The following is a 24,521-nucleotide window of genomic DNA, read 5'->3' on the forward strand; positions in this document are numbered from 1 at the left end:
TTAACGCAAAAATAACAACAAATCGCAGTTATTCGGAGCAAAATTAAGCCAACCGGCATGATCTTGCATAAATAACTATCGTTTTGTTGTTATTTTCCATCATTGCCGTTAATCTTTCCAATTAACAGTCGAATCGTCGTTATTGGTTAAGCTGTTTTATCAAATCCGGCAACTCGGTTAAGCTGCGGATCTCGTGCTTCGGCACGATGTCGCCGCTCAGCTTCGCGTCATGGCGGTTGATCCAGATCGACGTCATGCCGACACCGTTAGCGCCAAGAATATCCGTCGTCAGCTTGTCGCCGACCATAACGCCTTCGTCCGCCGTTATGCCGATGCGTTCCATCGCGTGCGAGAACAGGCGCGGAGAAGGCTTCCCTTCGCCGAAATCGCCGGAAATGACGATCGCGTCGAAGTACGGGATGAGCGTAGGCATGCCGTCCAGCTTCTCTTGCTGGAGATCCGGCGATCCGTTCGTCAGCAACAACAGCTTATAGTCTTTGCGGAGCTCGTCCAGTACGGAGAAGGTTTCGTCGTACACGTAAGGCAAGCTGCGGCGCTGCGCCGGAAAATATTCCGCCAATTTCCGGCCAAGTGCAGGATTATCGACACCGAGAGCGGCGAGTCCGGCTGTCCAAGCGTTATCGCGGTATGTCGGCGCGAGTTGCTCCAGCTTGCGGAACATCTCGTGCTCGCCTTTCCTGAAATTGCCCCACAGCGCTTCGAACGGATTGATGCCGATCATTTGCGTGAAGGTGAACGTTTCGTACTTCTCGTAGATCGCTCTAGCTTCTTTGCGGACGGACGCTTCCAACGCCTCGACGTCAAGTCCCGTCTCATCCGCGGCTAACTGGCAAGTATTTCTGAAAGCTTCGGATACGCTTCTGTCATCCCATAACAGCGTATCGTCCAAATCGAATAATACGGCCTTGATCGTCATTCTTACGGTCTCCTCACTTCGTCTTCTCTTCCCACTCCACGTGGTGCAGATCGGCGTAAACTTTCAGCCGCTCGGCCATCCGTTGGATCGGGAACCGGTTCATCAGTCTGGAAAATACCCAGTTGCCGCCTTTAATCGTCTCGATCACGACGTAACCGGGCTGTATCGAAATCTTCCGAATGTCGCTCGGACGAAGCTGCTTATAGCCGGTTAGTTTGCGGGTTTCCATCGTATCCCGCGTAACGGACAAATAAGGACGGCGCAAAAAGTAAAATACGGCTAGCAGAACGTAACAGCCGACCGTTACCCAGAACAACGTTGGATCGGTTTCGAAATCGGAGCGCCAAGGCGCTGCTACCGTCAAATAGAGCGTGACCAGCAATAGCAGGAGTACCGGGACGACGTAGTTACGGCCCTTGAATTTATCGACTTTCGGAGCGGACGATTCTGAGATCGATCGTTTGCCCTCTTTTTTACGGCGTTTGTTGATTTCTGTCGTATTCTTCTGCACCTTGCGTTCCCAAGATCGGGACATTCATGCTCCTCCTCGTCGATTCGGCTGCGGCAATCCATCGATCTATTTAATGAACAATCGTTGGTTTCTCGTCCGTGAATTCTATGCTATCAAGCTGTTGTCGGAAGTTCTGTTTAAAGGTAGTCAAATATTGCTTCCGCAACTGATCGCGCTCTGCGACTTCCGCTTCCGTCAAGCCTTCGGCTTTGCTCTTGCGCGCTAATTCGTTGATTCTTTGAATCAGCTTTTCCATGGCGTTGTCACTCCTTTCAATATACCTTCTCTACTTTGACATTAACGGCATTGCCTTGTCAAGAAACCGAAACCTATAAAAAGAGACCGGGCACCCCCGGTCTCTTAGCGTTGTTCGTATATTGTTCGCATGTCTTTATGGGAGCATATTCGCAGGCAAGATGAGCTCCTGACCCGTGTGCAGGGACGAAGACGATAACCCGTTACGTTTCATGAGCAGATGTACCGCATCGCGCGTATCCATACGATCCTTCTTATACTCTGCGGCAAGCTCCCAGAGCGTATCGCCGCTGTCAACGGAAACAACGATCTCGTCAGCGCTCGCCGGGGTGCCCGCTTCGCTTGATGCGAACGTATGCGCGAACGCCAGGCCGCTGAACAGAATCAGAAAAGCAACAAGGATAAATAAGGAACGAGCCGCTTTCCATCCGCGATGCGAACGAGACGCCGCTTGCGTCGTCGATCTCGAAGCGTAGCGAGGCTGCGAAGAAGCCGTCATTGTATAATGAAAAGAAGCAGGAGCAGATTTACCGGATACCCATGTATGTACCATGAACGCTCACCCCAAACATTTGTTCTGATATGAGAATAACACGAACATATGTGCCTGTCAACAGATTTTGGAACATTTGTTCGGTAGAACGAATGTTTGTGCGAACTCGAGTTCTGTGTTATAATTTGTCATCATGAGCTGATACATAGGGAGGGCTTGGCGTGTCCAAGATGTCCAATCGCCAAAATGCCATTTTAGAATTCATTAAGAACGAAGTCAGGGACAAAGGGTACCCCCCTTCCGTCCGCGAAATCGGCGAAGCCGTCGGCTTAGCCTCCAGCTCCACCGTACACGGTCACCTGGATCGCCTGGAGAAGAAAGGGATGATCCGCCGCGACCCGACGAAGCCGCGCGCGATCGAGATTCTGGGAGACGACGAAGAAGCCTCGTTCGGCCTCGCTTCCTCCGTTCGCCAAATTCCGCTCGTCGGCAAAGTAACGGCCGGCGTGCCGATCACCGCGACGGAGAACATCGAGGAGTACTTCCCTCTTCCGGCGACGATGGTCGGAGACCAGCCGGTGTTCATGCTATCCGTTAGAGGCGACAGCATGATCGAAGCCGGCATCCACGACGGCGACTACGTCATCGTCCGTCAGCAGCCTAGCGCCACGAACGGCGACATCGTCGTCGCCATGACCGAAGACGACGAAGCGACCGTCAAGACGTTCTACAAGGAACGCGACCATATTCGCCTCCAACCGGAGAACGCGAGCATGCAGCCGCTTCGCTATCCGAACGTCAGCATCCTCGGCAAAGTCATCGGATTGATTCGTTCGTTCATGTAAACATGCAAGTAAGAATCCCTTGCCGCGGCAAGGGATTTTTACTTGCGTGTTTATGTGCAGTACCTCGACGACACCGCGCTATTTCGCAATCTTCCGCTACTTCTACCTCTGTACCTCGACGACACCGCACTATTTCGCAATCTTCCGCTACTTCTACCTCAGTAACACGATGACACCGCGCTATTGCGCGAATCGCTCGCTAGACTCACAAAAAAAGCCAACCTTGCACGTCCCAAGGACGAAACAAGGTTGGCTTCTTTCTATCTCCCATTAGTACATCGTCAAATATTGATCGCGTTCCCATTGGTGGATTTGCGTACGGTACATATCCCACTCGATCTCTTTAAGCTCATAAAAGTGGCTGAGCGCGTGATCGCCGAGCGTCTCGCAAACGACTTCGTCGCGAAGCATTTCGTTGAGCGCTTCATGGAGGTTGACCGGCAAGCTCGGAATGCCCGAATCGATGCGCTCTTCTTCGCTCATCACATAAATGTTGCGATCGATCGGCGCCGGAGGCGTCAGCTTGTTCGCGATGCCGTCCAAGCCTGCTTTGAGCATGACGGCAAGCGCCAAGTACGGATTCGCCGTAGGATCCGGGTTGCGCGCTTCGATCCGCGTGCTAAGACCGCGGGACGCCGGTATGCGAACCATCGGGCTGCGGTTGCTTGCGGACCATGCCACGTAGCATGGAGCTTCGTAACCGGGAACGAGACGTTTGTACGAGTTGACCGTCGGGTTCGTGATCGCCGCGTAGCCGCGGGCATGCTTCAGGATTCCCGCCATGTATTGTCTAGCCGTAGCGCTCAAGCCGAGCTTATCGTTCGGATCGTAGAACGCGTTCTCGTTGCCGCGGAACAGCGATTGATGACAGTGCATGCCCGAACCGTTCATTCCGAACAGCGGCTTCGGCATGAACGTCGCATGCAAGCCGTGTTGACGCGCGATCGTCTTGACGACGAGCTTGAACGTCTGGATCTGGTCAGCGGCTCTGACTGCGTCCGCGTATTTGAAGTCGACCTCGTGCTGGCCGGGAGCCGTCTCGTGGTGGGAAGCTTCGATTTCGAAGCCCATCTCCTCGAGCATAAGCACGATGTCGCGGCGGCAGTTCTCCCCGAGATCCGTCGGAGCAAGGTCGAAGTATCCGCCTTGGTCGTTCAGCTCCGTCGTCGGATTGCCTTTATCGTCGGTCTGGAACAGGAAAAATTCAGGCTCGGGACCGACGTTCATCGACGTAAAGCCCATCTCCTCCGCTTCTGCCAGCGCGCGCTTCAGAATGCCGCGAGGATCGCCGGCGAACGGGGTGCCGTCCGGCATGTACACGTCGCAAATCAGACGGGCGACGCGATCTTGCGTAACCCATGGGAATACGACCCAAGTATCTAAGTCCGGATACAAGTACATGTCGGACTCTTCGATCCGCACATAGCCCTCGATCGAGGAGCCGTCGAACATCATCTTGTTATCGAGCGCCTTGTCCAGCTGGCTTACCGGAATTTCGACGTTCTTGATCGTGCCGAGCAAATCCGTGAACTGAAGGCGGATGAACCGAACGTTCTGTTCTTTCGCAATCCGCTTAATATCCTCGCGAGTGTAGCCCATGACTGCCTCCTATAATGGCATATGCCGCATTATTTGTTTTTGAAAAACCTCGATAGTTCGCCTTGGATAAGCGAAACTTGCCCTGGCCTCTTCCCTGCCATCAACTGCTGCTTCAGCATGCGGTGGAGCTGGGAATCGGACATCTCGCGTCGCTTAACCTCCGATTGCTCGTTAATAACGGTCGCGTCGCTCTCATTCTGCCCGACGGGATTCATGACTTGTTTGATCCCCGCGATATTAACGCCCTTCTCGATCAACGATTTGATCTCCATCAGACGTTCGACGTCATTAAAGGAAAAAAGACGTTGATTGCCGTCCGTGCGAGCGGGCTGAATGAGTTCGTGCTGTTCGTAATATCGGATTTGGCGGGCGGTCAGATCGGTCAGCTTCATCACGATGCCGATCGGAAACAGCGCCATATTCCTGCGAATCTCGTCGCCCATTCAATACCAACCTTCCAGAGTTTGACTAATGTTTTTGAAATCACTTACATTGTAACGAAGTCGCAAAAACATGTCAAGGAATGTAAGGTTTTAATAGGCCGTTTCTTATAAATATCCACGTTCGCGGAAATCCGACAGAACCCGCTGTACAGCAAACTTCACATGAGCATACGTTAGTCCGCCTTGCATGTATGCGATATACGGCTCCCTGATCGGGGCGTCGGCCGACAGCTCCAAGCTGCCACCTTGGATGAACGTTCCGGCCGCCATAATAACGGGATGCTCGTACCCCGGCATGTCCCAAGGCTCGGGCACGACGTGCGCGTCGACCGCGGCAGCCGATTGAATCGCCTGCACGAAGTGGATGAGCGGCTCGGGGTCGCCGAAGCGAATCGCTTGTATGAGATCCGTCCGCGGATCGTCCCACCTCGGATGCGTCTCGAAACCGAGATTGCCGAAGATCGCCGCAGCGAACACGCTGCCTTTGACGGCTTGGCCCACGAGCAGCGGGGCAAGGAACAGCCCTTGATAGATCGCTCTCGTCGTTCCGAGCATCGCGCCGACTTCCCCGCCGATTCCCGGGGCGGTCAATCTGAACGCCGCAAGCTCGACGAGATCCGCCCTGCCGGCGATATAGCCGCCGCTCGTAGCCAAGCCTCCGCCCGGATTCTTGATCAACGAACCAGCGATCAGATCGACCCCGACCTCCGTCGGTTCGGTCTCCTCCGTGAATTCGCCGTAGCAGTTGTCGACGAATACGACGGCTTGCGGACGCAAATCCTTCAGACGGCTGACCATGTCGCCGATCTGACCGACGGCGAAGGACGGCCGCCAATCGTACCCCCGAGAACGCTGAATCGCGAAAACTTTCGTGCGGTCCGATACCGCAGCCGTCACGCCGTCCCAGTCGATATCCCCATTGCTCAGCAGCGGAACGAATTTCGCTTGAATGCCCCAATCAGCGAGCGATCCGGTGCCGTCGCCCGGCTTTCCGATCACTTTATGGAGCGTGTCGTAAGGTTTGCCCGTTACGAACACGAGCTCGTCCCCGGGACGAAGCATGCCGAACAGCGCCGCCGAGATCGTATGCGTGCCGGATACGAGATGAGGCCGCACGATCGCCGCCTCCGCCCCGAAGACGTCCGCGTAGACGAGATCGAGTACTTCGCGGCCGCGATCGTTGTACCCGTACCCCGTCGACCCGGCAAAATGAAAATCGCTTACTTTATGTTTCTGAAACGCCTCGATCACTTTCCTTTGATTCCGTTCGACGATACGGTCGATTCGGCGGAATCGATCGGAGACCTGCGTCTCCGCCGCCTCCTCCCATTGCGTCCATGCTTGTTCGAATGGTTGTTGCTTGCCGTCCCGCATGACTTGACTTCCCCTTCAGCCTTTACGATTTCGTTTACATCCGATACTCCGTTAGCGCATGACCGCGCATCTCCATATCCGCAGGATTGATTCTCACGGTGAGCACCAGTTCTTCCTCGTCCGTATCTTGGGAAACGACTTCGCCTACGCGATAGGCGAGCGCGGCCAGATCGCCGCGGGACGCCGGAAACCGGAACTGCGCCACGTCGCCGAGCAACCGGTCCTCGATGACTTCGCGCAGCCGCGTTAAATCAGCCTCCGAGAAGGCGTTCATCCGAACGATATCGGGACCGCCCGGCAGAAGATCCAGAACTTCCGGATCGCACCGGTCGATTTTGTTGTACACGGTGAACGTCGGTTTGCCGCCGGCTCCGAGCTCCTGCAGCACTTCCTCGACGACCTTCTGCTGGCGCTCGCGCATCGGCGAAGAGCTGTCGACGACATGCAGCAGCAAATCCGCTTCGTTCGCTTCCTCGAGCGTCGCGCGGAACGCGGCGACCAGATCATGCGGCAAATTCTGAATGAAGCCGACCGTGTCCGTCAAGACGACCTCTTTGCCGCTCGGCAACGCTAAGCCCCGCGAAGTCGGATCGAGAGTCGCGAACAGTTTGTCTTCCGCGAGAACGTCCGCGGCCGTCAATTGACGAAGCAGCGTCGACTTCCCTGCGTTCGTATAGCCGACGAGCGCGACCTGAATGACGCCGGTTTTGCGCCGGCGTTCACGATGGATAACGCGATGCTGAACGACCGCTTCCAGTTGGCGCTTAAGCTCGCTGATCCGGTCGCGGATGTGACGGCGATCCATCTCCAGCTTCGTCTCGCCTGGCCCTCTCGTGCCGATTCCGCCCCCTAGCCGGGATAAATTTACGCCATGGCCGGACAGACGCGGCAGCAAGTACGTAAGCTGGGCCAGCTCAACCTGAAGAATCCCTTCCCGAGTCTTCGCGCGGCCTGCGAATATATCCAATATGAGCTGCGTCCGGTCGATGATTTTCAAATCCAGCGCTTCTTCCAGGTTTCTCACTTGCGCCCCGGACAGCTCTTGGTCGAATATCGCCGTCGTCGCATCGGTCTGCTCGGCCATCTCCCTGATTTCCTGGGCCTTGCCTTTGCCGACGAACCACTTGGAATCGGGAACGTCTTTGTTCTGCATGATAGAGGCGATGACTTCAACCCCCGCAGTCTCGGCCAAAGACACGAGCTCGGCCATGGAATGCTCCGGATCCGAGCCGGAACGCTTTACTTCGTCCGTCACCAGACTGACCAGTATCGCTTTCTCTGCGACTTGGGCTTCCGTATCGTAGGTGTTCATTTTCATTCGGGACAACCTTCTTTCTGCGCTCGATCATAGGCTCCGTATGTCCTCGGGTCTAAGGGACATGAGCTCCTGCCGTCCCGGCGAGCCGCTCGGGTGTTGCGCGAGCAGCCGCACCGCCTGATTGCGGATCGCCCTCTCCAATACGTTGCGTACGAACCTGGCGTTGCTAAAATGATAGATCGATTCGTTCTTCTCATCCACGATCAATTGGCGTAGCTTGGACAGCGATTGCGGCAGCAGCGTATACTCCCGCTCCTTCATCATGCCTTCCGCGATCTGCGTCAACTGGTCGATCGAATAATCGGGAAATTCGATCTGAATCGGAAAACGCGACGGCAAGCCGGGGTTCGTCATCAAGAACGCCTCGGTTTCCATCGTGTAGCCGGCCAGTATGAGCACGAACTGATTTTTGTGATCTTCCATCGCCTTCACGAGCGTGTCGATCGCTTCTTTGCCGAAGTCTTTCTCTCCGCCTCTGGCGAGGCTATAAGCCTCGTCGATGAACAGAACGCCGCCGATCGCCTTCTTCACGAGATCCCGGGTCTTCAGCGCGGTATGCCCGATATACTCGCCTACAAGGTCGGCGCGTTCCACTTCCACAAGATGTCCTTTCGCCAGCAGCCCCATTCCTTGGAACAGCTTGGCGATCAGTCGCGCCACCGTCGTTTTTCCCGTGCCCGGATTTCCTTTGAACACCATATGGTACACTTGCGAAGGCGCCGAAAGCCCCGCTTCCCCGCGATATTGCGCGACCTGCAGCAGGGCGTAAATTTCGTACACCAATTCCTTAACGTTGTCCAGACCGATCATCCGGTCCAGCTCTTTCTGCCATTCCAGCCACGGCCCCGTCTGCGGAAGCGAACGGTGCGCGATCGCTCCGTCGGGTCCCGCGGAGTGCGCGGATGGCTCGGCGTTGCGAAGAACGACGTTAATTTGCCGAGAAGGACGTGTGGCCGCGGCTGCGGCGTCTTTGGCACCGTGTGTTCCTATTTTCGCGTTCATCGCGCTCCCCCTACCTTGGCTATCGTACGATTAAGCCGCAGTAGCATTGTATTCGCGATGTTCAGCCCCTAGTCATAGGAACAGCTTGCGGACGAACCACTTCGTATAGGCAAGCACTTCCCTGCCCTCGTGAAACCGTCTGTTCATCATTTTCGTGTCCATCGTGAATACGCGCACGGGATCGTAATCGAGCGTACGCGCCATATCCGCGGCTCTCGAGCCGTGATACCAGTGGGTGACGATGGCGGCCGACGTCCATCCGTGCTCCTGCATGATTCGCTGCGCAAAAAGCAAGTTCTCGTAAGTATCTTGGGAGCTCTTCTCGAGCGTAACCGACTCTTCCGGCACCCCGCGGGCGATCACGTACGCGGCCGCTCCTTCGGCGTCCGTGATCCGGGAATTCGGGGTTCCCAGCCCGCCCGTCACGATGATTTGCGAGTATAGGCCTGCATTGAACAATTCGATCGCGTAATCCAGCCGTTCCTTCAGCGCCGGGCTCGGCTCCTCTCCCCACAAGCCGGCGCCGAGCACGATGCCGACGTCCGCGCGCGTGCTTTGCGCTTCCTCGGGCGTTCCGTCGAACGTTACGATCTTCGTATACAGCACGCCGCACCAAATCGCCGCGATCACCAGTCCAATGAAGACGGCCCGCAGCGCGCGGCGAATGAACGCAGAGCGCAATAAGCCCGATTTCGCAGAACGAGAGGCCAGCGGCCCCTCTTCCGTCAACCTCCGCATTTACCCGTTTCCTTTCTCCCAGCCCAGTTTGTCCAAGAACGTACGTCTGTGATTCAGGCTCATGTCGAAATAAGGGAACTTATTCTGGTTGATCAGCTCCATCAGCCGTGCGGCCGTGCGCTGCGCCATGGCGGAATCGCGCGGCGTAATCTGGCCCTCGTCCAGCGCTTCCTCCAGCTCGTCTTCGTCCAGAAGCAGCTTCTCTCCGCTCGGCAGCACGACGATATCGAGGAACAGGTCGTCGAACCACGGCACTTGCTGATCCGTCAGCCCTTGCGTCTTGCAAATGTCGATATACCATTGCACGACTTGACCTTGATCGTTGAACATCGTCGTCACGACGAAATGCTCGCCCTTCGGAAAATGCTGCATCCACAAATATCCGCGATCCGCAAGGCACATCCGGCGTCCGTTGTATTCCTTCCATAGCGGGTCCCTTAGCTCATGTATGCGATACAGCGTAACGAATCCTTTGAACTGCGGCTCATCGACGGGAATGCAGGCATAGCTCTTCTTCAAAATCCGTCGCCAATTGGCTCGATCCGAAAATTTACGTTTCATAAGCAATGCCTATCCTTTCATTCAATCCAACATATACAGAGTCTAACACATCTTACCTTTGACAACCAAGCGTTACCGAATGAAAAAGACCCCGATCAGCCTTCGCGCACGGGCTGTTCGAGGTCTTATCGTCTACGTTCTACAGGTTATCGGACGGCGTTGCGCTCGCCGGAACGTCGCCCGGCGTCGGACTTTGGCTTCCGTCCGGGCTCGGCGGAGGCGATTCGACGGGCGGAACGATTCCGCCGCCGTCTTCTCCTTCGTTGCCCGGAACTTCCGGCGACTCTGTCGGCGTCTCGATCGGCGGAACGTCTTCCCCGCCCTCGCCTCCTTCGCCGGCCGGCGGCGGGGTGACGATCTCCTCGCCTGCCGGGATGTCTAGCGTCGCTTGCTCCGACGGCTCGCTTTCCAGCTTCTTCGCCGCTTGATAGGCGGTGACGTAATACGTATACGTCTTGCCGGGCTCGATCGTCATGTCGTCGAGAACGGTGTCCGGCACCTCTCCAAGCTCGCCGAAACCCGCTTCGGACGCCTCCTTGCGATAAATTTTGTAAGTCAGGCCCTCGCCTTCCGCCTTCGTCCATTCCAAATGAACGGAGCGGGTCGTTTCCGAGTATGCGGCCATCAAGCCGTCGATGCCCGGCAGCTTCTCTTCCTCCTTCAAATTGTCCGGAACCGGGAACGACAGCTTCTTCTTCCCGTCGAGCGCCTTGGACATGACCGCGGAGAACATCTTCGCCGCCTCCCCGCTGCTCGTGGAAAGATGGTGAGTGGCGTCCGTCTTGTCGAATCCGGTCCAGACGGCCGCCGTCCATTCCGGCGTGTAGCCGACGAACCAAATGTCCCTGTTGCCGGGTCCGTTCGGGTTCTGCGTCGTCCCCGTCTTCCCGGCTACCGTGCGCCCGCTGATCGCGGCGTTCACGCCCGTGCCGCCTTTCTGCACGACGCCCTTCATCAGTTCCGTCAAATAATAAGCGGTCGTCTCGGACATGACCCGCTCCGCCTTCGGCGCTTTGTAAACGTAGACTTCATCGCCGTAGCGGTCCGTAATCGACAGCACGCTATGAGGATCCTGCAGCTTGCCGCCGTTGGCGAACGCGGCATACGCGCCGGCCATCTGCAACGGCGTCGCGCCGTACGTCAATCCGCCGAGCGCCATCGCAAGGTTGCGGTCGTCAGGTTCGAGCTTAATGCCGAGATTGTTCGCGAAAGCCGTGCCGGTCTTGACGCCGATCTCGTTCAGTAGCCAGACGGCCGATACGTTGCGCGATTCTTTGATCGCGAGGCTCATCGGAATTTCTCCGCGATATTTGTTTTTGCCGTTGGAGTTCGTCGGGCAATAGCCGTTAAAGCACTGCTTCACGTCCTGCACCGTGCTCCACGGGAAGAACTTGCCCGACTCGATCGCCGGCCCGTACACCGCGATCGGTTTGAACGCCGACCCCGGTTGCCGCCGTTCGGTCACGCGATTGTAGCCTTGGTAATCGCGTCCCCCGAGCATGGCAACGATCGCGCCGTCGTGTTGGTCCATAATGACCATCGCGGCTTGCGCCTTCGTACCGTCTTTGCTTGTCTCGAACAGGCTGTCGTTCGCGAACGCCGTCTCCATCGCGGTCTGCGCCTTCGTGTCGATCGTCGTCTTGATCGTGTATCCCGAGCTGCGCAGCTCCTCCTCGGTCAAGCCGGTTTTATCCTTCGCTTCTTCGATGACATAATCGAGATACGATCTGTATTTGCCGTTCGCCTCCTTCACGTTCTTCGGGTTGAACTCGACTTTGGCGGCCGCGTCCCGCTCCTTCTCGGTAATGAGACCTTGATCCAGCATCAGCTTCAGCACGACGGCGCGGCGTTCCATCGATCTCTCCGGATTGCTGAGCGGGTTGTACACGTTAGGCGCCTTCGGAATGCCGGCCAGCGTGGCGATCTGCCAAATTTCCAGCTTGTTGAGATCGCTGACGTTGAAGTAATACTTCGCCGCCGTCTTCACGCCGTATTGGCCTTTGCCGAAGTAGATCCTGTTCAGGTACAGCTCCAGGATCTCGTCTTTGCTTTTATGATTTTCGAGCGCCAAGGCGATCGACGCTTCCGTTCCTTTGCGGAAAAGCGTCTTATCGGCGTTCAGGAACAGGTTTTTGGCGAGCTGCTGCGTGATCGTGCTCGCGCCTTCGACCGCGCTGCGGGCGATGACGTCTTTCACGAGCGCGCGGCCGATGCCGAGCAGGTCGATGCCGCTATGCTCGTAGAACCGTTTGTCTTCCGTCGCCACGAACGCGTCCGTCAGCAGCTTCGGCATCTCGCCGATCGGCACGAATTCGCGGTTGCCTTCGGAAACATATAGCTTTGCGACCTCTTTGCCGTTCCGGTCGACGACGATGGAAGCCGTATCCAAGTTGAGCTTGTTAATGTTGGCCGTCAATATTCTTTCGCCGTTCAAGATGACGAGCAAATACCCTACGACCGCTAGCACGACCGCGAACAAGAGGATGAAAAATAGCCAGATGAGTGCTCTCTTCTTGCTTCCGGGAGGCCTCTTCCCTTTCTTTCGGCCTTTGCCGTTCCTTGGGTTCTTCGCTTTCGTACGCTGTACGGCGCTATCCAACGCGTCGGACTGATTCATGTTGTTCTCCCCTTTGCTCCGTTTCTCATTCTCTCTCTAAAGTATGGTCATCGTAAATGATTCCTAAATAAAGAACAACCCGCTAGCGGGTTGCTCCTGTGCCGGTCTATTCCGTTAGACGTATTCCGCCTTGCAAAAGTTTCGCCGGTCGGCGATCTCGGGGGCGCGGATCGCTTAGTTGTCCGTTGCGTTGTCCTGCTGCATGAGAGAAACGTTGCGCTGCGGCATGAACGTGCTGATCGCGTGCTTATATACCATTTGCTGGCGTCCTTCACTGTCAATGACGATGGTAAAATTGTCAAACGCGCGTACGATGCCGCGAATTTGGAAGCCGTTCGTCAAGTATACCGTTACCGGTATGCTGTCTTTGCGAAGTTGATTGAGAAACGTATCCTGGATATTGATGGACTTGTTCATTAGCGGAAAACCCCCATCGCCACAAATATTTATGAAGAAATATATTCAATGTCCATTGGAAACTTTCCTGCTATTATAGCACAGGTTGCCGCGAAAAGTCCGTTGTTTTTTGCGGCGTCGTCGATATCGACCCATTCGAGCGCCTTCATATGTCGGAACCAAGAAAGCTGACGCTTCGCGAAATGTCTCGTATCCCGTTTAAGCACGTCGACGGCTGTCTCGTAAGTCATCTCACCCGCCAAATAAGCGGCGATCTCCTTATAACCCAATCCCCGCATCGAGATGGCGTCTCTAGGCACCCCTGAATCGAGCAGGCTCCCGACTTCCGCGACCAAGCCCGCCTCCAGCATCGCGTCGATGCGTTGCTCGACCCGACGATACAGCGCCGCGCGATCCATCGTCAGCCCGATAATGCATAGCCGGTAAGGCGAACGCTTCTCGTCGCCGCGCGCCCCGGCTTGCAGCTCGGACAGCGGTTGGCCCGTCACGTGACGGATCTCCAGCGCGCGCACGACTCGCCCGAGATCGTTGGCATGCAACTTCGCCGCGGTAACCGGATCGACGGCTGCCAGCTTCTCATGCAACGCTTCGTTGCCATGTTCGGCCGCGTATCTCCGCTGTTCCTCGCGGAATGCCTCGTCGGCGCCGTGCTCTTGAAAATCGAAGCCGTAGCAGACCGATTCGATGTATAAGCCGGTGCCGCCCACGATCATCGGCAATTTGCCGCGCGAAGCAATATCCCGTATCGCTTCCGTGCAAAGCTTCTGGAACTCGGATACGGAAAAAGGATGCTCCGGCTCGCAAATGTCGATCAGATGATGGGGAATTCCTTCCCGCTCCTCCGGCATCAGCTTCGCCGTGCCGATATTCATGCGGCGATACACCTGCATCGAATCTCCGCTTATAATCTCGGCGTTATACCGCCTGGCAAGCTCGAGGCTGAGCGCGGTTTTCCCGATCGCCGTGGGACCGACAAGCACGAGCAGCGGCGGACGGTCGTCCGCGTCCCTACTATTCAATCTTAATCACTCCGTATGCAACCGAGGAGTAGGACTTGCGCGCGAGGCTGAAGCCCAGCCGCGCGAACTGTCCGCTGTCCCGGTGGTCTTTAAGCACGACGGCTTTGCGCGCGACGCGAACCGCCTCCCGAACCGAATCAAGCGTTAGCGGTTCCATATGCGCTTGCGATCGGATCGGCGCGAGCGCGGTCGAAGACTCGATCGGCCGTTCGAACATCGGATCGAAATAGACGATGTCTACGCTATTGTCGGCCATCCGGCGCAAATACGATTCATAATCGGCGTTAACGGCATGGATCGCCCGCATGGCCCGGTCGACGTCCGGCAGCCCGGACTCGTACAGCGATAAGCCTTCGCGGACGATGCCATGCAGCACGGGCGAAGCTTCAAGGGCAATCACTTCTCCCGCCCTGCCGACCGCATAGCTGAATACGAGCGCATCCGAGCCGAAGCCGGCGGTGCAGTCGAGCACGACGTCGCCGCTTGCGGCTTCGCTGACGGCAATCAAGGAATCCGGTTCTCCGGCCATGAGCCGTTTAATCCGGATCATCGCCATGCTCGGGTGGAAAAAGAACGGAGGCGCATCCGGCGAAACGAGCTTAATCTCCTTCGGGCCGACGACCGCGACTTCCGCGTTGCCGTGCGTGCGGGATAACTTGGCGATCGTATTCCGTAGGCGAGGAACGAAAGCGGCGCTCCACTCTTCGGCGATTGCCCGGGCTCTCTCCACCGCCTGCGCGTCCGGGTTCTCCGGTGTCGTCACGATCATTACGTCACCCGCTTGAACATTTTCTCCAACTCGTACGCGCTGAAGCTGACGACGATCGGGCGACCGTGCGGGCACGTATACGGCTGCCTGCAAGCCGCCAGCCGTTCCAGCAGCTTCTCGCCGGCTTCGCGCGTCTGCGCTTGGTTCGCTTTGATCGAAGCTTTGCAGGAGCACAGAATGGCCGCTTTCTCGCGGAGCGCCTTCAGATCGATCGTCTTCTCCTTGAGCACCCATTCGGCCATCTCCCTGACGACCGCCGCTTCGTCCCCGTCGGGGAACCAATGCGGTACGGCGCGGATCATGAACGTATTGCCGCCGAAGTCCTCCAAGTATACGCCTGCGCTTTCGAACGCCGCAAGTCTGCCTCGCAGCACGAGGCATTCGTCGGGCGCGAATTCCAGCGTTACCGGCAGCAGCAGCTCCTGGCTCGCTTCCTCGGGACGGCCGAATTTATCGTAATACCATTCGTAGTGTATCCGTTCGTGCGCCGCGTGCTGGTCGATCAAATACAGGCCGTTCTCGTTCTGTGCCACGATGTACGTGCCGTGAAGCTGACCGATCCAGCTCAATTCCGGGAAAGCCGGCGTTTCCGGCTTCACGGGCGGAGCGGCGAAAGCGGCTTCCCATACTTTGTCCGGAATTTGTACCGGCGGCTGTTGGGAAGTCGGGAACGGACGCGTCGCGTAAGACGACGAAGCCTGCGAGCTTGGCTTCGCGTAGCTGCCGGCGCTGCCGTAGTTGATGCCGCCGAAGCTGTTATTCCCGTAGCTCGGCTTTTGCTCCGATACGCGCGAATCGCGAGAGAGCGAATTCTCGACTGCCGCCGCGGCTTCCCGCGCGAAGTCGGGAGCGTTCGCCGAAGCCTCCGATCCCCGGGATGCCTCGGTTGCCTCGGTTGCCTCGGAAGGAGGCAACTGGAAGCGAATCTGCTCCTGCACCCAGCTTGGCTGCTTCGCCGCCCTCGTATTCGCTCCCGAAGGAATATGCGTCTTGCCGCCGAGCGCTTCCTTCACCGCTTGCTCGACGAACCCGCGTAGCTCGCTCTCCTTGCTGAAGCGCACTTCCAGCTTCGCCGGGTGCACGTTCACGTCGACGAGCGTCGGATGCATCGTCAGGCTAATAACCGCCAGCGGATATCGATGCAGCGGCAGCAGCGTGTGGTAGGCCTGCAGCAGCGGCTGCATGACCGCTTGGCTGCGCACGTAGCGTCCGTTCACGAGCACGGTTACCGCATTGCGGTTCGCGCGGGTTTCGGACGGGAGCGCGGTTACGCCCGTCAGCGCATAGTCCGGATGCTCGGCGCTCAGCGCGATCGTCGCTTTGGCCGAAGCCGTGCCGTATATGGCGGCGACGACTTGCCGCAAATCGCCGTTGCCCGGCGTCCGCAGCAACAAGTTGCCGTTATGGGTGAACGTAAACGCGATGTCCGGACGGGCAAGCGCCTGCCGGTAGACGACGTCGGACAGATGCCCAAGCTCCGTCTGTACCGTCTTCATATACTTGAGCCGCGCGGGCGTGTTGAAGAACAGGTCGCGGACGACCATCTCCGTCCCCTTGGGCGCATTGATTTCTTTATCCGTTACGAGAGCGCCGCCTTCGATCTCCACGCAACGGCCAAGGCCGCTATTATCGGTAGCGCTGACGCATTTCACCTTGGCGACCGCCGCGATCGAGGGCAGCGCCTCGCCGCGAAAGCCGAGCGTCGCGATTAGGAACAAATCTTTGCCGGTGGCAATCTTGCTTGTCGCATGACGCTGGAACGCGACGAGCATGTCGTCTGCTTCGATGCCCGTCCCGTCGTCGGCGACGCGAAGCAGCGTCAGCCCGCCTTCTTCCGCGGATACGTCGATGCGGGAAGCGCCCGCGTCGACGGCGTTCTCGATTAATTCCTTTAAGACGGAAGCCGGCCGCTCGACGACCTCTCCCGCCGCGATTTGGTTCGCCAAATGTTCATCGAGGGGACGAATGATGCCCATGCCGACTCACTCCTTTTCACGTTCGTTATCCCGCGCTTGACAGCTTTAACGTCTCGTCTTTAACCGAGTACTTGAGTCCGGGATACCATTGTTTCAAAAAGTCGACTTCGACCAGCGTTCTGCCGTTCTTCACGACAAGATGCGAATCGTCGGAAGGCAGCGTGCGCGCTTCCGTACCCTTGGTCAGCTTGAAGACATGCCGATCGGCGTCGTATGCCAGATCCGCTCCAGCCACGGATGCGCCCATGCGGATGTTGACGTACCATACGCCTTTATCGTTCTTGAAAGCGGCGGACGGCTCCGCCATGCGGACATCGCCCATCGTCACGATATCGTTCTTCGCCGTAATCGTTACTTTATGACCGCCAACCATGCGATAAGCTTTGACGAGCTGGCTGGCCGGATCTTCGACGACTACGTCCGGCGTTAAACCGACCTTATCGACCTTATGCTCTTTGGGCGTCAAATATTGCCGGATCGTCAGTTTGAGCACGCCTCCGCTCTTCAGCGCGACGATCGATTGCACGACCCCTTTGCCGTACGTTCGCATCCCGACCAAGCTGGCCGCCCGGTAATCTTGCAGAGCGCCCGCGAGCAGCTCCGAGGCGCTCGCGGAGTTGCCGTTCACGAGCACGACGAGCGGATAGGACTTTCTCGTCCCCGTCACCGCAAGCGCTTCGTCGTTATTGTCGCGATCGCGCATGTAGGCGAGCACGCCGTTCTCGAGGAATAGGCCCGCGATTTTTTGCGCCGTATCCACATAACCGCCGCCGTTGTCGCGAAGATCGAATACGAGCGATTTCATGCCGTTCTTCTCCAGCTCGGCCAGTTGCTTTTTCACTTCCGTCGCGGCATCGGACGTAAATCCGGATAAAGCCAAATAACCGATTCCGTCGCCGAGCATGCTCGATGTGACGGCGTTCAAATGGATTTGCTTTCTGACGATAATGAAGCTTAGCTTCTTGCCGCCTCGCGTTACGGTGAGCGAAACTTTCGTTCCTTCTTCGCCGAGCAGCAATTGCTGGATTTCGGCCGTCGTTTTCCCTTGGAGCGACTTGCCGCCCGTTGCGGTGAGCAGATCTCCGGCAGCGATGCCGACGGCCTCGGCCGGACTGCCTTCAAGCACTTCGTCGACGTAAACCGAGCCTTTGTCTTCCCTCATGACGATGCCGATGCCGACGAACGTTTTTTCCAATACGGAATTGAAAGCTTTCCATTCCTTCTCGTCGTAAAACTCCGTGTACGGATCGTCCAGCGTCGCGATCATTTGGTCGATATCGTTAATGGCCAAAGACCGCTCGGACGGATTCCCGTAATGATAGTTCAGGAGAAGCTCTCTTACTTCCTTAATCTGCTCCGGCGTGTCCGCCGCGGTAGCGACGGAGGTTAAACCCAGCAGCAGCGTTAAACCTAACAGTACGGCAATCGGCGATTTCCATCCGCGTAATTTCGTCAACGTTACCCTTCACCGCTTTCCGTAAGTTGGTTTCTAGCATCGTTCAACCATTCCAGCGCTTGAAGCGGCGTCATCCGCATGACGTCCAGCTTGCGCAGCTTGTCCAGCAGTTTATCTTGCGCGGGAGTCGTTGCGGCTTTGAACGGTTTGACCTGCGCAGGCGGCTCCTCGAACATCGACAGTTGAAGAACGCTCTTCGCCGCAGCTTCCGCTGCATCTCTATTCGGTGCGGCTTCCTTCGTAACCGCTGCTTCGCGTCTGGTGATCGATCCGCCGTCCTTCAGCAAGCTGTACGCCCTCGATACGATCGTATCCGGCAAGCCCGCCAGCTCCGCGCAGTAGATGCCGTAGCTGGAATCCGCCGCTCCCGCGACGAGCTTCCTCAGGAACGTGACGCCTTCGGCGCTTTCCTTGACCGCCATGCAGCCGTTGCGCAGCCCCGAAAGCGATTCCTCCAAGTGAGCCAGTTCATGAAAATGGGTCGAGACGAGCGCCTTGCATCGGATATGATCGTGCACGTACTCGATCACCGATTGCGCGATCGCCATTCCTTCGTCCGTGGACGTTCCGCGGCCCAATTCGTCGATGATGATCAGACTCCGCTCGGTCGCTTGTTCCGTCATGACTTGAATGTCTTTCATCTCGACCATGAACGTGCTTTGGCCGCCGACCAAGTCGTCGGCCGCTCCGATCCGCGTGAAAATACGGTCGATGAAAGGCAGCACGGCCCGGCGAGCCGGAACGAAGCAGCCGATCTGCGCCATTAGGCAAATCATGGCGACCTGGCGCATGTAGGTGCTTTTGCCCGCCATGTTCGGACCGGTTATCAGCAGAATCGAACCGTCAGATTGGGATAATCGGGTGTCGTTGGCGATGAACACGCCGTTCTCGTTCACCGACTCGACGACGGGATGCCTGCCTTCTTCGATGAGAAGTTCGTAGTTGTCGCCTTCCGTCCAGCTTGGACGCGAATATCTGCGCTCGGCGCTCGCTTCCGCGAATGACTGCAGGACGTCTAAAGCCGCGATGCTTTCGGCTAACCGCTGTAGACGCGGCATTTGCTCCGAAATGCGATCGCGAAGCTTCAGGAAAATCTCGTACTCGAGATCGGCCATCCGCTCCTCCGCTTCGAGGATGAGCGCCTCCTTCTCCTTCAGCTCCGGCGTGACGAAGCGCTCGGCGTTCGCCAGCGTCTGCTTGCGCTCGTACCGGCCTTCCGGCAAGCTGCCAAGGTTGGCGCGCGTCACTTCGAGATAATAGCCGAACACTTTGTTGAAGCCGATCTTGAGCGACTTGATGCCAGTCGCTTCGCGCTCCTGGCGTTCGAGCTCGGCGATCCACTGCTTGCCGTTCTGGCTCGCCTCGCGCAGCGAATCGAGCTTAGCGTCGTAACCGGCGCGGATCAATCCGCCGTCCTTCAGATTCGCGGGCGGCTCGTCCGCGATCGCTTGCTCGATGGCCGTGGCGAGATCTTCGCAAGCGTCCATCCTGTCGGCAAGGCTGCTTAGCGGAGCAGCGCCCAGGTTCTGGCATAGTCGTTGGATGGCCGGTACGCGCTGCAATGACGTCTTGAGCGCGTTAAGGTCGCGGCCGTTCGCGGTACCGTAGGCGATTCTACCCGTCAGCCGCTCGAGATCGTACACTTCTCCGAGCTCGTCCCTGAGCTCCTTGCGCTGAAGCCAGTCTTGATGGAGCGCCTCGACGGCGTCCAAACGGCTGTCGAGTTGGCTGCGGTCGAGAAGCGGCTGGTCGATCCAGCGTTTAAGAAGTCGCGCTCCCATCGCCGTACGCGTGCGGTCGAGCAGCGACAGCAGCGTGCCTTTGCGGGAACGGTCGCGCACCGTCTCGGTCAGCTCGAGATTGCGCCGCGTAAAAGCGTCGAGCGACATGAACGCTTCCGACTCGTAGGCTTTAATGGCGCGGATATGGGACAACGAGCGTTTCTGCGTCTCGTTAAGATAGACGATAAGTTTGGCGACCGCGTGCTGACGGACGGCTTCATGCCGATTCCACTGTTCGTCCGGGAATTGCTCGGCGAGCGCGCGGGTATCGGACTCTTCGCGCGTCGTCGTTACGATGGAGCGGTTCGTCGGCGCGATGCCCTCGGTCAATAGCGCGAGTGCCGTTCCGTCTCCGACCGCTTCGGACGGACGGTAGACGTTAAGCGCGTTCTTGACGGCTTCGCCCGTGGCCGGGAACGAGGTCACGTACAGCTCGCCGGTCGTCAAGTCGCACGCGGCGAAGCCGTAGCGGTCGCCGGAGGCCGCAACGCCGACGATGAAGTTGTTGGCGCCGTCCCCGAGCGCGCGGGTATCCATGACCGTGCCCGGCGTGACGATGCGCACGATTTCGCGGCGCACGACGCCTTTGGCGGTCGCGGGGTCCTCGACTTGCTCGGCGATCGCGACCTTATAGCCTTTGTCGATCAGCTTGGCGATGTAGCCTTCCGCGGCGTGGTAAGGCACCCCGCACATCGGGATGCGTTCCTCTTGACCGGCCCCGCGGCCCGTCAGCGTAATCTCAAGCTCCCGCGAGGCGGTCAGCGCGTCGTCGAAAAACATCTCGTAAAAGTCGCCGAGACGGTAAAATAAAATCGCGTCCGTCGCGGTCGCTTTCACGGCCAAATATTGTTCCATCATGGGAGTGTAACCGGACATCGTAACCTCCGAGTATGTATCGTCAATGTTCGATCATTCGAACGGATATTCGCTTTATTATAGCAAATAAAGAGGGGCGATGTCTGCTATAGGCAGCAGAACACCCCATTACCCGCACGCCAGTTCGACTAACTCGATCTATTGAAGCGTCGCTAATCTCGCTAACCCTCACCTGACCGGGATTCCCCAGCGTTCCCGCAAATCGGTCGCTTCATTCCACGTTCGACCTTGATCGATCGCTTGGAAGAGCGGGCCGATGTACTTCTCGTATTTGCCGTATCCGCTCGTATTGGCCAGCGACTCGCGCACGGCGGCTGCGCCGGAGAGCAGAACGTCGCGGTCGCCGGCGTAAAACGCGTCGCGGACGGCGTCGTCGTCCAGCGGGCGAGACGCGGCAAGGTCGCGGGCATGCTCGGCCGCGACCTTGACAAGGGCGAGCACGCCGCAAGCGAGGCGCGGCGAGACGAGCCAGCTCGGCGGCGTCCGGTATTCGAAGCCGCCATGGCTTTGGCGGCGGAAGTCGCCGAGCGCCCCGAAGCGCGGGCGGCGAGACGCGGCGGACGGCGGCTCCAGCAAGCGCAGCGGCAGTGCGACGGCGTTGTCCAAAGCGCGCAGACGCTCGCCTGTCAGGGCCGCTCCGCTAATGTGCACGTGACCGCCTAGAGGCAGGCCGCGCACGGGAACTGCGCCGGCGCGCCACGATAGGGCAGCGCCGGCCGTTCTGCGCGACGCTACGTTCAGCAGGCGGCGCACATCCGCTGCGACGGCTGCGGGCTCCGCCGCGGGGGCAGGCCGCAGTTCGGCGAGCGGCCAGCGGCGGACGCCGCGGATGACGACGGAATCGCAGCCCGCGTCGCCGTCCCGGGGCAAGTAACGCGACGCGGGAACGATAGCGCCGTCCGGCCGAAGCATCACGAATTCGGGATCCGCGCCGAGCATGACGCGGACTCCCTGTCCCGTTTCGAACGCCCATACTGAAGCGAACTCGGATACGGCGGCGGCAAGATCTGCTTCGCCTTCCGCGGACAGCCGTAAATAGACTGCGCGCACGTCCAGGATCGTCGCGCGCCCCCAATCGTCCAGCTCTAGATCGACTTCGCCGAAGTCCAACCCCTGCACGTAGAGCGCGCGCACGGCCGCCTTTGAGATAATGTTGCGCAGCCTCTCGTCCACGGAGGTACCGCGTTTCCCGTCCGTTATGTAGCTTGTATGGTGAACGATGCGACGAACCTCGATGACCGACAGATCGAATAGACTTACGGAAAACCTCCGTCCCCCATACCCCCGTCCGTAATCAGCATCGCCGTCCATGCGAGCGGACAACCCTTCCCGCTGCAATCTCCTCTCGATTTCCGCACGCGGAATAATCGCATGCTGCCCGGCACTGCCGTTCATGAGCCAAGGGGATAACGATGAGAATTGCCCCTCTCGTGCGCCTTCCCTGAGCGAAGGGGATACCGATGTAAGGAGCACGCAATCGTTGTCCCTCGCACGGGACTCTGCCTGCAGAACGGGGATGCCGGACAACGCCATCCACCGCGAAGCGGCGACGCCCCCGCGATCCAGCCACACTTGCCCCGCTTGCGCCGCTTGTTCGCCCACGAGCGATACCCCCCGAAAAAACGGGAAGGGCCGTCCCGCTGGCGATAGACCGCCGAAGCCGAATGACCCTGTTCCGTGTTCAATTCCATGGAGCCTGCGCCGGCCATCGCCAAAAACAGGCTTTTCCCACCGTCTACATCGGGCATTCGCCCTCGACTTCTGTTCCGCTTCAGCATAGACATAAGTACCGGCCTAAAGACCGAACCGATTATAACTCGTCGTCTAACAGATCGGAATCGAGATCTTCGAAATCTCCGTCGTCGCCAAGTGAGAAGTCTCCATCTTTTCCATCGTCGTCGCAGCCGCCCGGGCATACCGCGACGCACACCTTCGTCTCCGCCACCATCTCCACGGCGAATTCCCGTTCGACGCGGATCGAGACGGACGAACCGTTGGCAGTAATCGTCGCTTCCACGCAGTTAGGCTCCTGCGTTGCCTCCGCAGAGACCTCTTCCGTGGAGGCGCGATGTTTCGGGTCAAGGTACGATAGAGGAACGAGCTCAACGTACGAGATCGTCTCCTTGGCAACATCCGTCTGCGAATTCTTGCTGTACGAATACCAGATGTTAATATCGTATGACCCGATTACCTCGATTCCGTCCCCCGATTTCACCGCTTCATACTGGTGATTGATGATCCACGCGCCCAGTATGCTGGTCGGGTGGTGCGGCGGCGTCACGGTATGGGAAACCGCCTGGAACTTCCGGCCTTTTCCGCAAACCGCCTTCGTGATGATTTCCCTGCACTGCAGCCGTTTATCCGCAATAGCCATTGTCGGTAGACCTCCTCCATACGATCAAGTCACTTAAAGTCTATGCAGGACATTCGTCTAGAGTGACAAAAATGTAGGGCCTGCACAGAGCATTTACGACTCATTGTATGATCGAAGAAGCGGAACGAGACTTCCGTTTTTTGACGCGGCTGGCGATAGACAAATAGCGACGCAATTCCCGGGTTAATTGGAAGAGAGCGGCTCTCGTTTCGAATTCGTCGCGGGTGGCGGGAAGCGGCATGCCTCGGAAACTCGCATCCAATTCGTTTAATTTGCGTTCCGTTTCCCCCTCGTAAAATTCCGATTTCACGTCTTCGGTCAACCGATCGAACAGCCGGGCGATCAGCTCCGCTTGCGGGACGCGGCTGGAGACAAAGGCGACCGACTCCATCATGAGCTGGATCGATTCCAGCTGGCTTTTCCTCATATGAAAATAGACGAGCCACGGTTCGTCCTGCGGAATGAGCCGGTTTTCGCGCGCCCTCCCGGCCGTCTCGATGCCGTCCTCGATCGCCTTCGACGAAGCCAGCATCTCTTCTCCCGCCCACACGTTATCCGTATTCCTCAGATGAATCGCGAGCTCCCGGAATATCGCCGAAAATCCCGACTCCGTCTCGTGCCGCAGCTTCACGAGCGACTTCCCTTCCTTCGGCATGTAAACCAGATTAAACACCGTGGCCCAACCTAGCCCGATCAAGAGCAGCGCCAGCTCCGTTCCGATCGTATGCGCATCGACATTCCCGCTTGCGAAAAGATGGAACACGACGACGGAGCCCGTGACGATACCGTCTTTGAGTCCGATTCTAACCAGCGCCGGATACGCGATTAAGATGTAAATCGATAATACCCAAATCTGAAAGCCGATCGCCTCGAACAGGACGGATGCCAAGAAAAGCCCGACCACCGAAGCCATGAACCGGGCGAACACGGAACGAAGCCCGCGCCACCTCGTCGTTTCCACGCCGAGTATAGCCAGCAAGCCCGCACCGAGCGGGTTGTCTACTCCGATCAGATAAGCCGTGTAAATCGCGAAGAGCGCGGCAACGGCGGTCTTAATGACTCGAAAGCCTACCATTGTATTCCTCTTCTCCTTGAAGTCACTATGATCATACGTCTGACCGTTAGGAGAATCAACCCGATTGGACAAACTTAAAGCCCCC

The 24,521-nt window shown here is 57.8% G+C and carries 22 protein-coding genes; 1 reads left to right on the plus strand and 21 read right to left on the minus strand.

The features are described 5' to 3' along the window. Positions 1-139: 139 nt before the first annotated feature. From COHPA_RS0103420 to yneA, 4 genes are all read right to left on the minus strand, one after another. Positions 140-937, minus strand: coding sequence for an HAD family hydrolase (locus COHPA_RS0103420; RefSeq protein ID WP_027084797.1), 798 nt, complete (start codon positions 935-937; stop codon positions 140-142). Positions 938-950: 13 nt separating this feature from the next. Next, positions 951-1,472 (minus strand): PH domain-containing protein, encoded by a 522-nt coding sequence (locus tag COHPA_RS0103425; RefSeq protein WP_027084798.1) that lies wholly within the window; start codon positions 1,470-1,472, stop codon positions 951-953. Between the two features lie 46 nt (positions 1,473-1,518). After that, positions 1,519-1,704 (minus strand): DUF896 domain-containing protein, encoded by a 186-nt coding sequence (locus COHPA_RS0103430; RefSeq protein WP_027084799.1) that lies wholly within the window; start codon positions 1,702-1,704, stop codon positions 1,519-1,521. A gap of 135 nt (positions 1,705-1,839) precedes the next feature. Beyond that, positions 1,840-2,256 carry a cell division suppressor protein YneA gene (gene yneA / locus COHPA_RS0103435; protein ID WP_027084800.1) on the minus strand — a complete coding sequence of 139 codons (417 nt, stop codon included), beginning with the start codon at positions 2,254-2,256 and terminating at the stop codon, positions 1,840-1,842. A gap of 161 nt (positions 2,257-2,417) precedes the next feature. Here yneA and lexA point away from each other — a divergent pair, with 161 nt between their 5' ends. Beyond that, positions 2,418-3,041, plus strand: a complete 624-nt coding sequence (gene lexA / locus COHPA_RS0103440) for a transcriptional repressor LexA (RefSeq protein WP_027084801.1) — start codon at positions 2,418-2,420, stop codon at positions 3,039-3,041. Positions 3,042-3,311: 270 nt separating this feature from the next. Here the strand turns inward: lexA and glnA are convergent, their stop codons facing one another. From glnA to COHPA_RS0103525, 17 genes are all read right to left on the minus strand, one after another. Next, positions 3,312-4,640, minus strand: a complete 1,329-nt coding sequence (glnA, locus tag COHPA_RS0103445; protein WP_027084802.1) for a type I glutamate--ammonia ligase — start codon at positions 4,638-4,640, stop codon at positions 3,312-3,314. Between the two features lie 29 nt (positions 4,641-4,669). Further along, positions 4,670-5,083 carry a MerR family transcriptional regulator gene (locus COHPA_RS0103450; RefSeq protein WP_027084803.1) on the minus strand — a complete coding sequence of 138 codons (414 nt, stop codon included), beginning with the start codon at positions 5,081-5,083 and terminating at the stop codon, positions 4,670-4,672. Positions 5,084-5,188: 105 nt separating this feature from the next. Next, entirely contained in the window at positions 5,189-6,457 is a 1,269-nt protein-coding gene (locus COHPA_RS0103455; protein ID WP_027084804.1) for a methionine gamma-lyase family protein, read from the minus strand. 34 nt (positions 6,458-6,491) lie between these two features. Next, entirely contained in the window at positions 6,492-7,775 is a 1,284-nt protein-coding gene (hflX, locus tag COHPA_RS0103460) for a GTPase HflX (protein WP_027084805.1), read from the minus strand. A 27-nt stretch (positions 7,776-7,802) separates the two neighbouring features. Continuing rightward, positions 7,803-8,777, minus strand: a complete 975-nt coding sequence (locus tag COHPA_RS0103465) for an AAA family ATPase (RefSeq protein WP_027084806.1) — start codon at positions 8,775-8,777, stop codon at positions 7,803-7,805. A 72-nt stretch (positions 8,778-8,849) separates the two neighbouring features. Beyond that, the gene (locus COHPA_RS0103470) at positions 8,850-9,515 is read right to left on the minus strand and encodes a YdcF family protein (RefSeq protein ID WP_027084807.1); all 666 of its coding nucleotides are present in this window, start codon (positions 9,513-9,515) and stop codon (positions 8,850-8,852) included. Continuing rightward, complete coding sequence (locus COHPA_RS0103475) at positions 9,516-10,076, minus strand: ribonuclease FAU-1 family protein (protein ID WP_027084808.1); 561 nt, start codon at positions 10,074-10,076, stop codon at positions 9,516-9,518. It abuts the gene before it with no gap. Between the two features lie 139 nt (positions 10,077-10,215). Further along, a complete protein-coding gene (locus COHPA_RS0103480) occupies positions 10,216-12,693 on the minus strand; it encodes a PBP1A family penicillin-binding protein (RefSeq protein WP_027084809.1) in 2,478 nt (825 codons plus the stop codon). A 174-nt stretch (positions 12,694-12,867) separates the two neighbouring features. Continuing rightward, the gene (gene hfq, locus COHPA_RS0103485) at positions 12,868-13,110 is read right to left on the minus strand and encodes an RNA chaperone Hfq (RefSeq protein WP_027084810.1); all 243 of its coding nucleotides are present in this window, start codon (positions 13,108-13,110) and stop codon (positions 12,868-12,870) included. Positions 13,111-13,139: 29 nt separating this feature from the next. Then, a complete protein-coding gene (gene miaA / locus COHPA_RS0103490) occupies positions 13,140-14,129 on the minus strand; it encodes a tRNA (adenosine(37)-N6)-dimethylallyltransferase MiaA (RefSeq protein ID WP_027084811.1) in 990 nt (329 codons plus the stop codon). Then, entirely contained in the window at positions 14,122-14,898 is a 777-nt protein-coding gene (locus COHPA_RS0103495; protein ID WP_027084812.1) for a class I SAM-dependent methyltransferase, read from the minus strand. The genes miaA and COHPA_RS0103495 overlap by 8 nt, the downstream gene beginning before the upstream one ends. Continuing rightward, positions 14,898-16,874 (minus strand): DNA mismatch repair endonuclease MutL, encoded by a 1,977-nt coding sequence (gene mutL, locus COHPA_RS0103500; protein ID WP_027084813.1) that lies wholly within the window; start codon positions 16,872-16,874, stop codon positions 14,898-14,900. Before mutL ends, COHPA_RS0103495 begins: the two co-directional genes overlap by 1 nt. Positions 16,875-16,899: 25 nt before the next feature. After that, positions 16,900-18,330 (minus strand): S41 family peptidase, encoded by a 1,431-nt coding sequence (locus tag COHPA_RS22920; protein ID WP_027084814.1) that lies wholly within the window; start codon positions 18,328-18,330, stop codon positions 16,900-16,902. Positions 18,331-18,332: 2 nt separating this feature from the next. Further along, the gene (gene mutS, locus COHPA_RS0103510) at positions 18,333-20,987 is read right to left on the minus strand and encodes a DNA mismatch repair protein MutS (RefSeq protein ID WP_027084815.1); all 2,655 of its coding nucleotides are present in this window, start codon (positions 20,985-20,987) and stop codon (positions 18,333-18,335) included. Positions 20,988-21,155: 168 nt separating this feature from the next. Next, positions 21,156-22,589 (minus strand): putative amidoligase domain-containing protein, encoded by a 1,434-nt coding sequence (locus COHPA_RS0103515; RefSeq protein ID WP_027084816.1) that lies wholly within the window; start codon positions 22,587-22,589, stop codon positions 21,156-21,158. 208 nt (positions 22,590-22,797) lie between these two features. Continuing rightward, positions 22,798-23,361 carry an outer spore coat protein CotE gene (locus tag COHPA_RS0103520; RefSeq protein ID WP_027084817.1) on the minus strand — a complete coding sequence of 188 codons (564 nt, stop codon included), beginning with the start codon at positions 23,359-23,361 and terminating at the stop codon, positions 22,798-22,800. Between the two features lie 100 nt (positions 23,362-23,461). Next, a complete protein-coding gene (locus COHPA_RS0103525) occupies positions 23,462-24,436 on the minus strand; it encodes an aromatic acid exporter family protein (protein ID WP_027084818.1) in 975 nt (324 codons plus the stop codon). Positions 24,437-24,521: the final 85 nt, after the last annotated feature.

This window comes from Cohnella panacarvi Gsoil 349 (assembly GCF_000515335.1).
Classification (GTDB): Bacteria; Bacillota; Bacilli; order Paenibacillales; family Paenibacillaceae; genus Cohnella; species Cohnella panacarvi.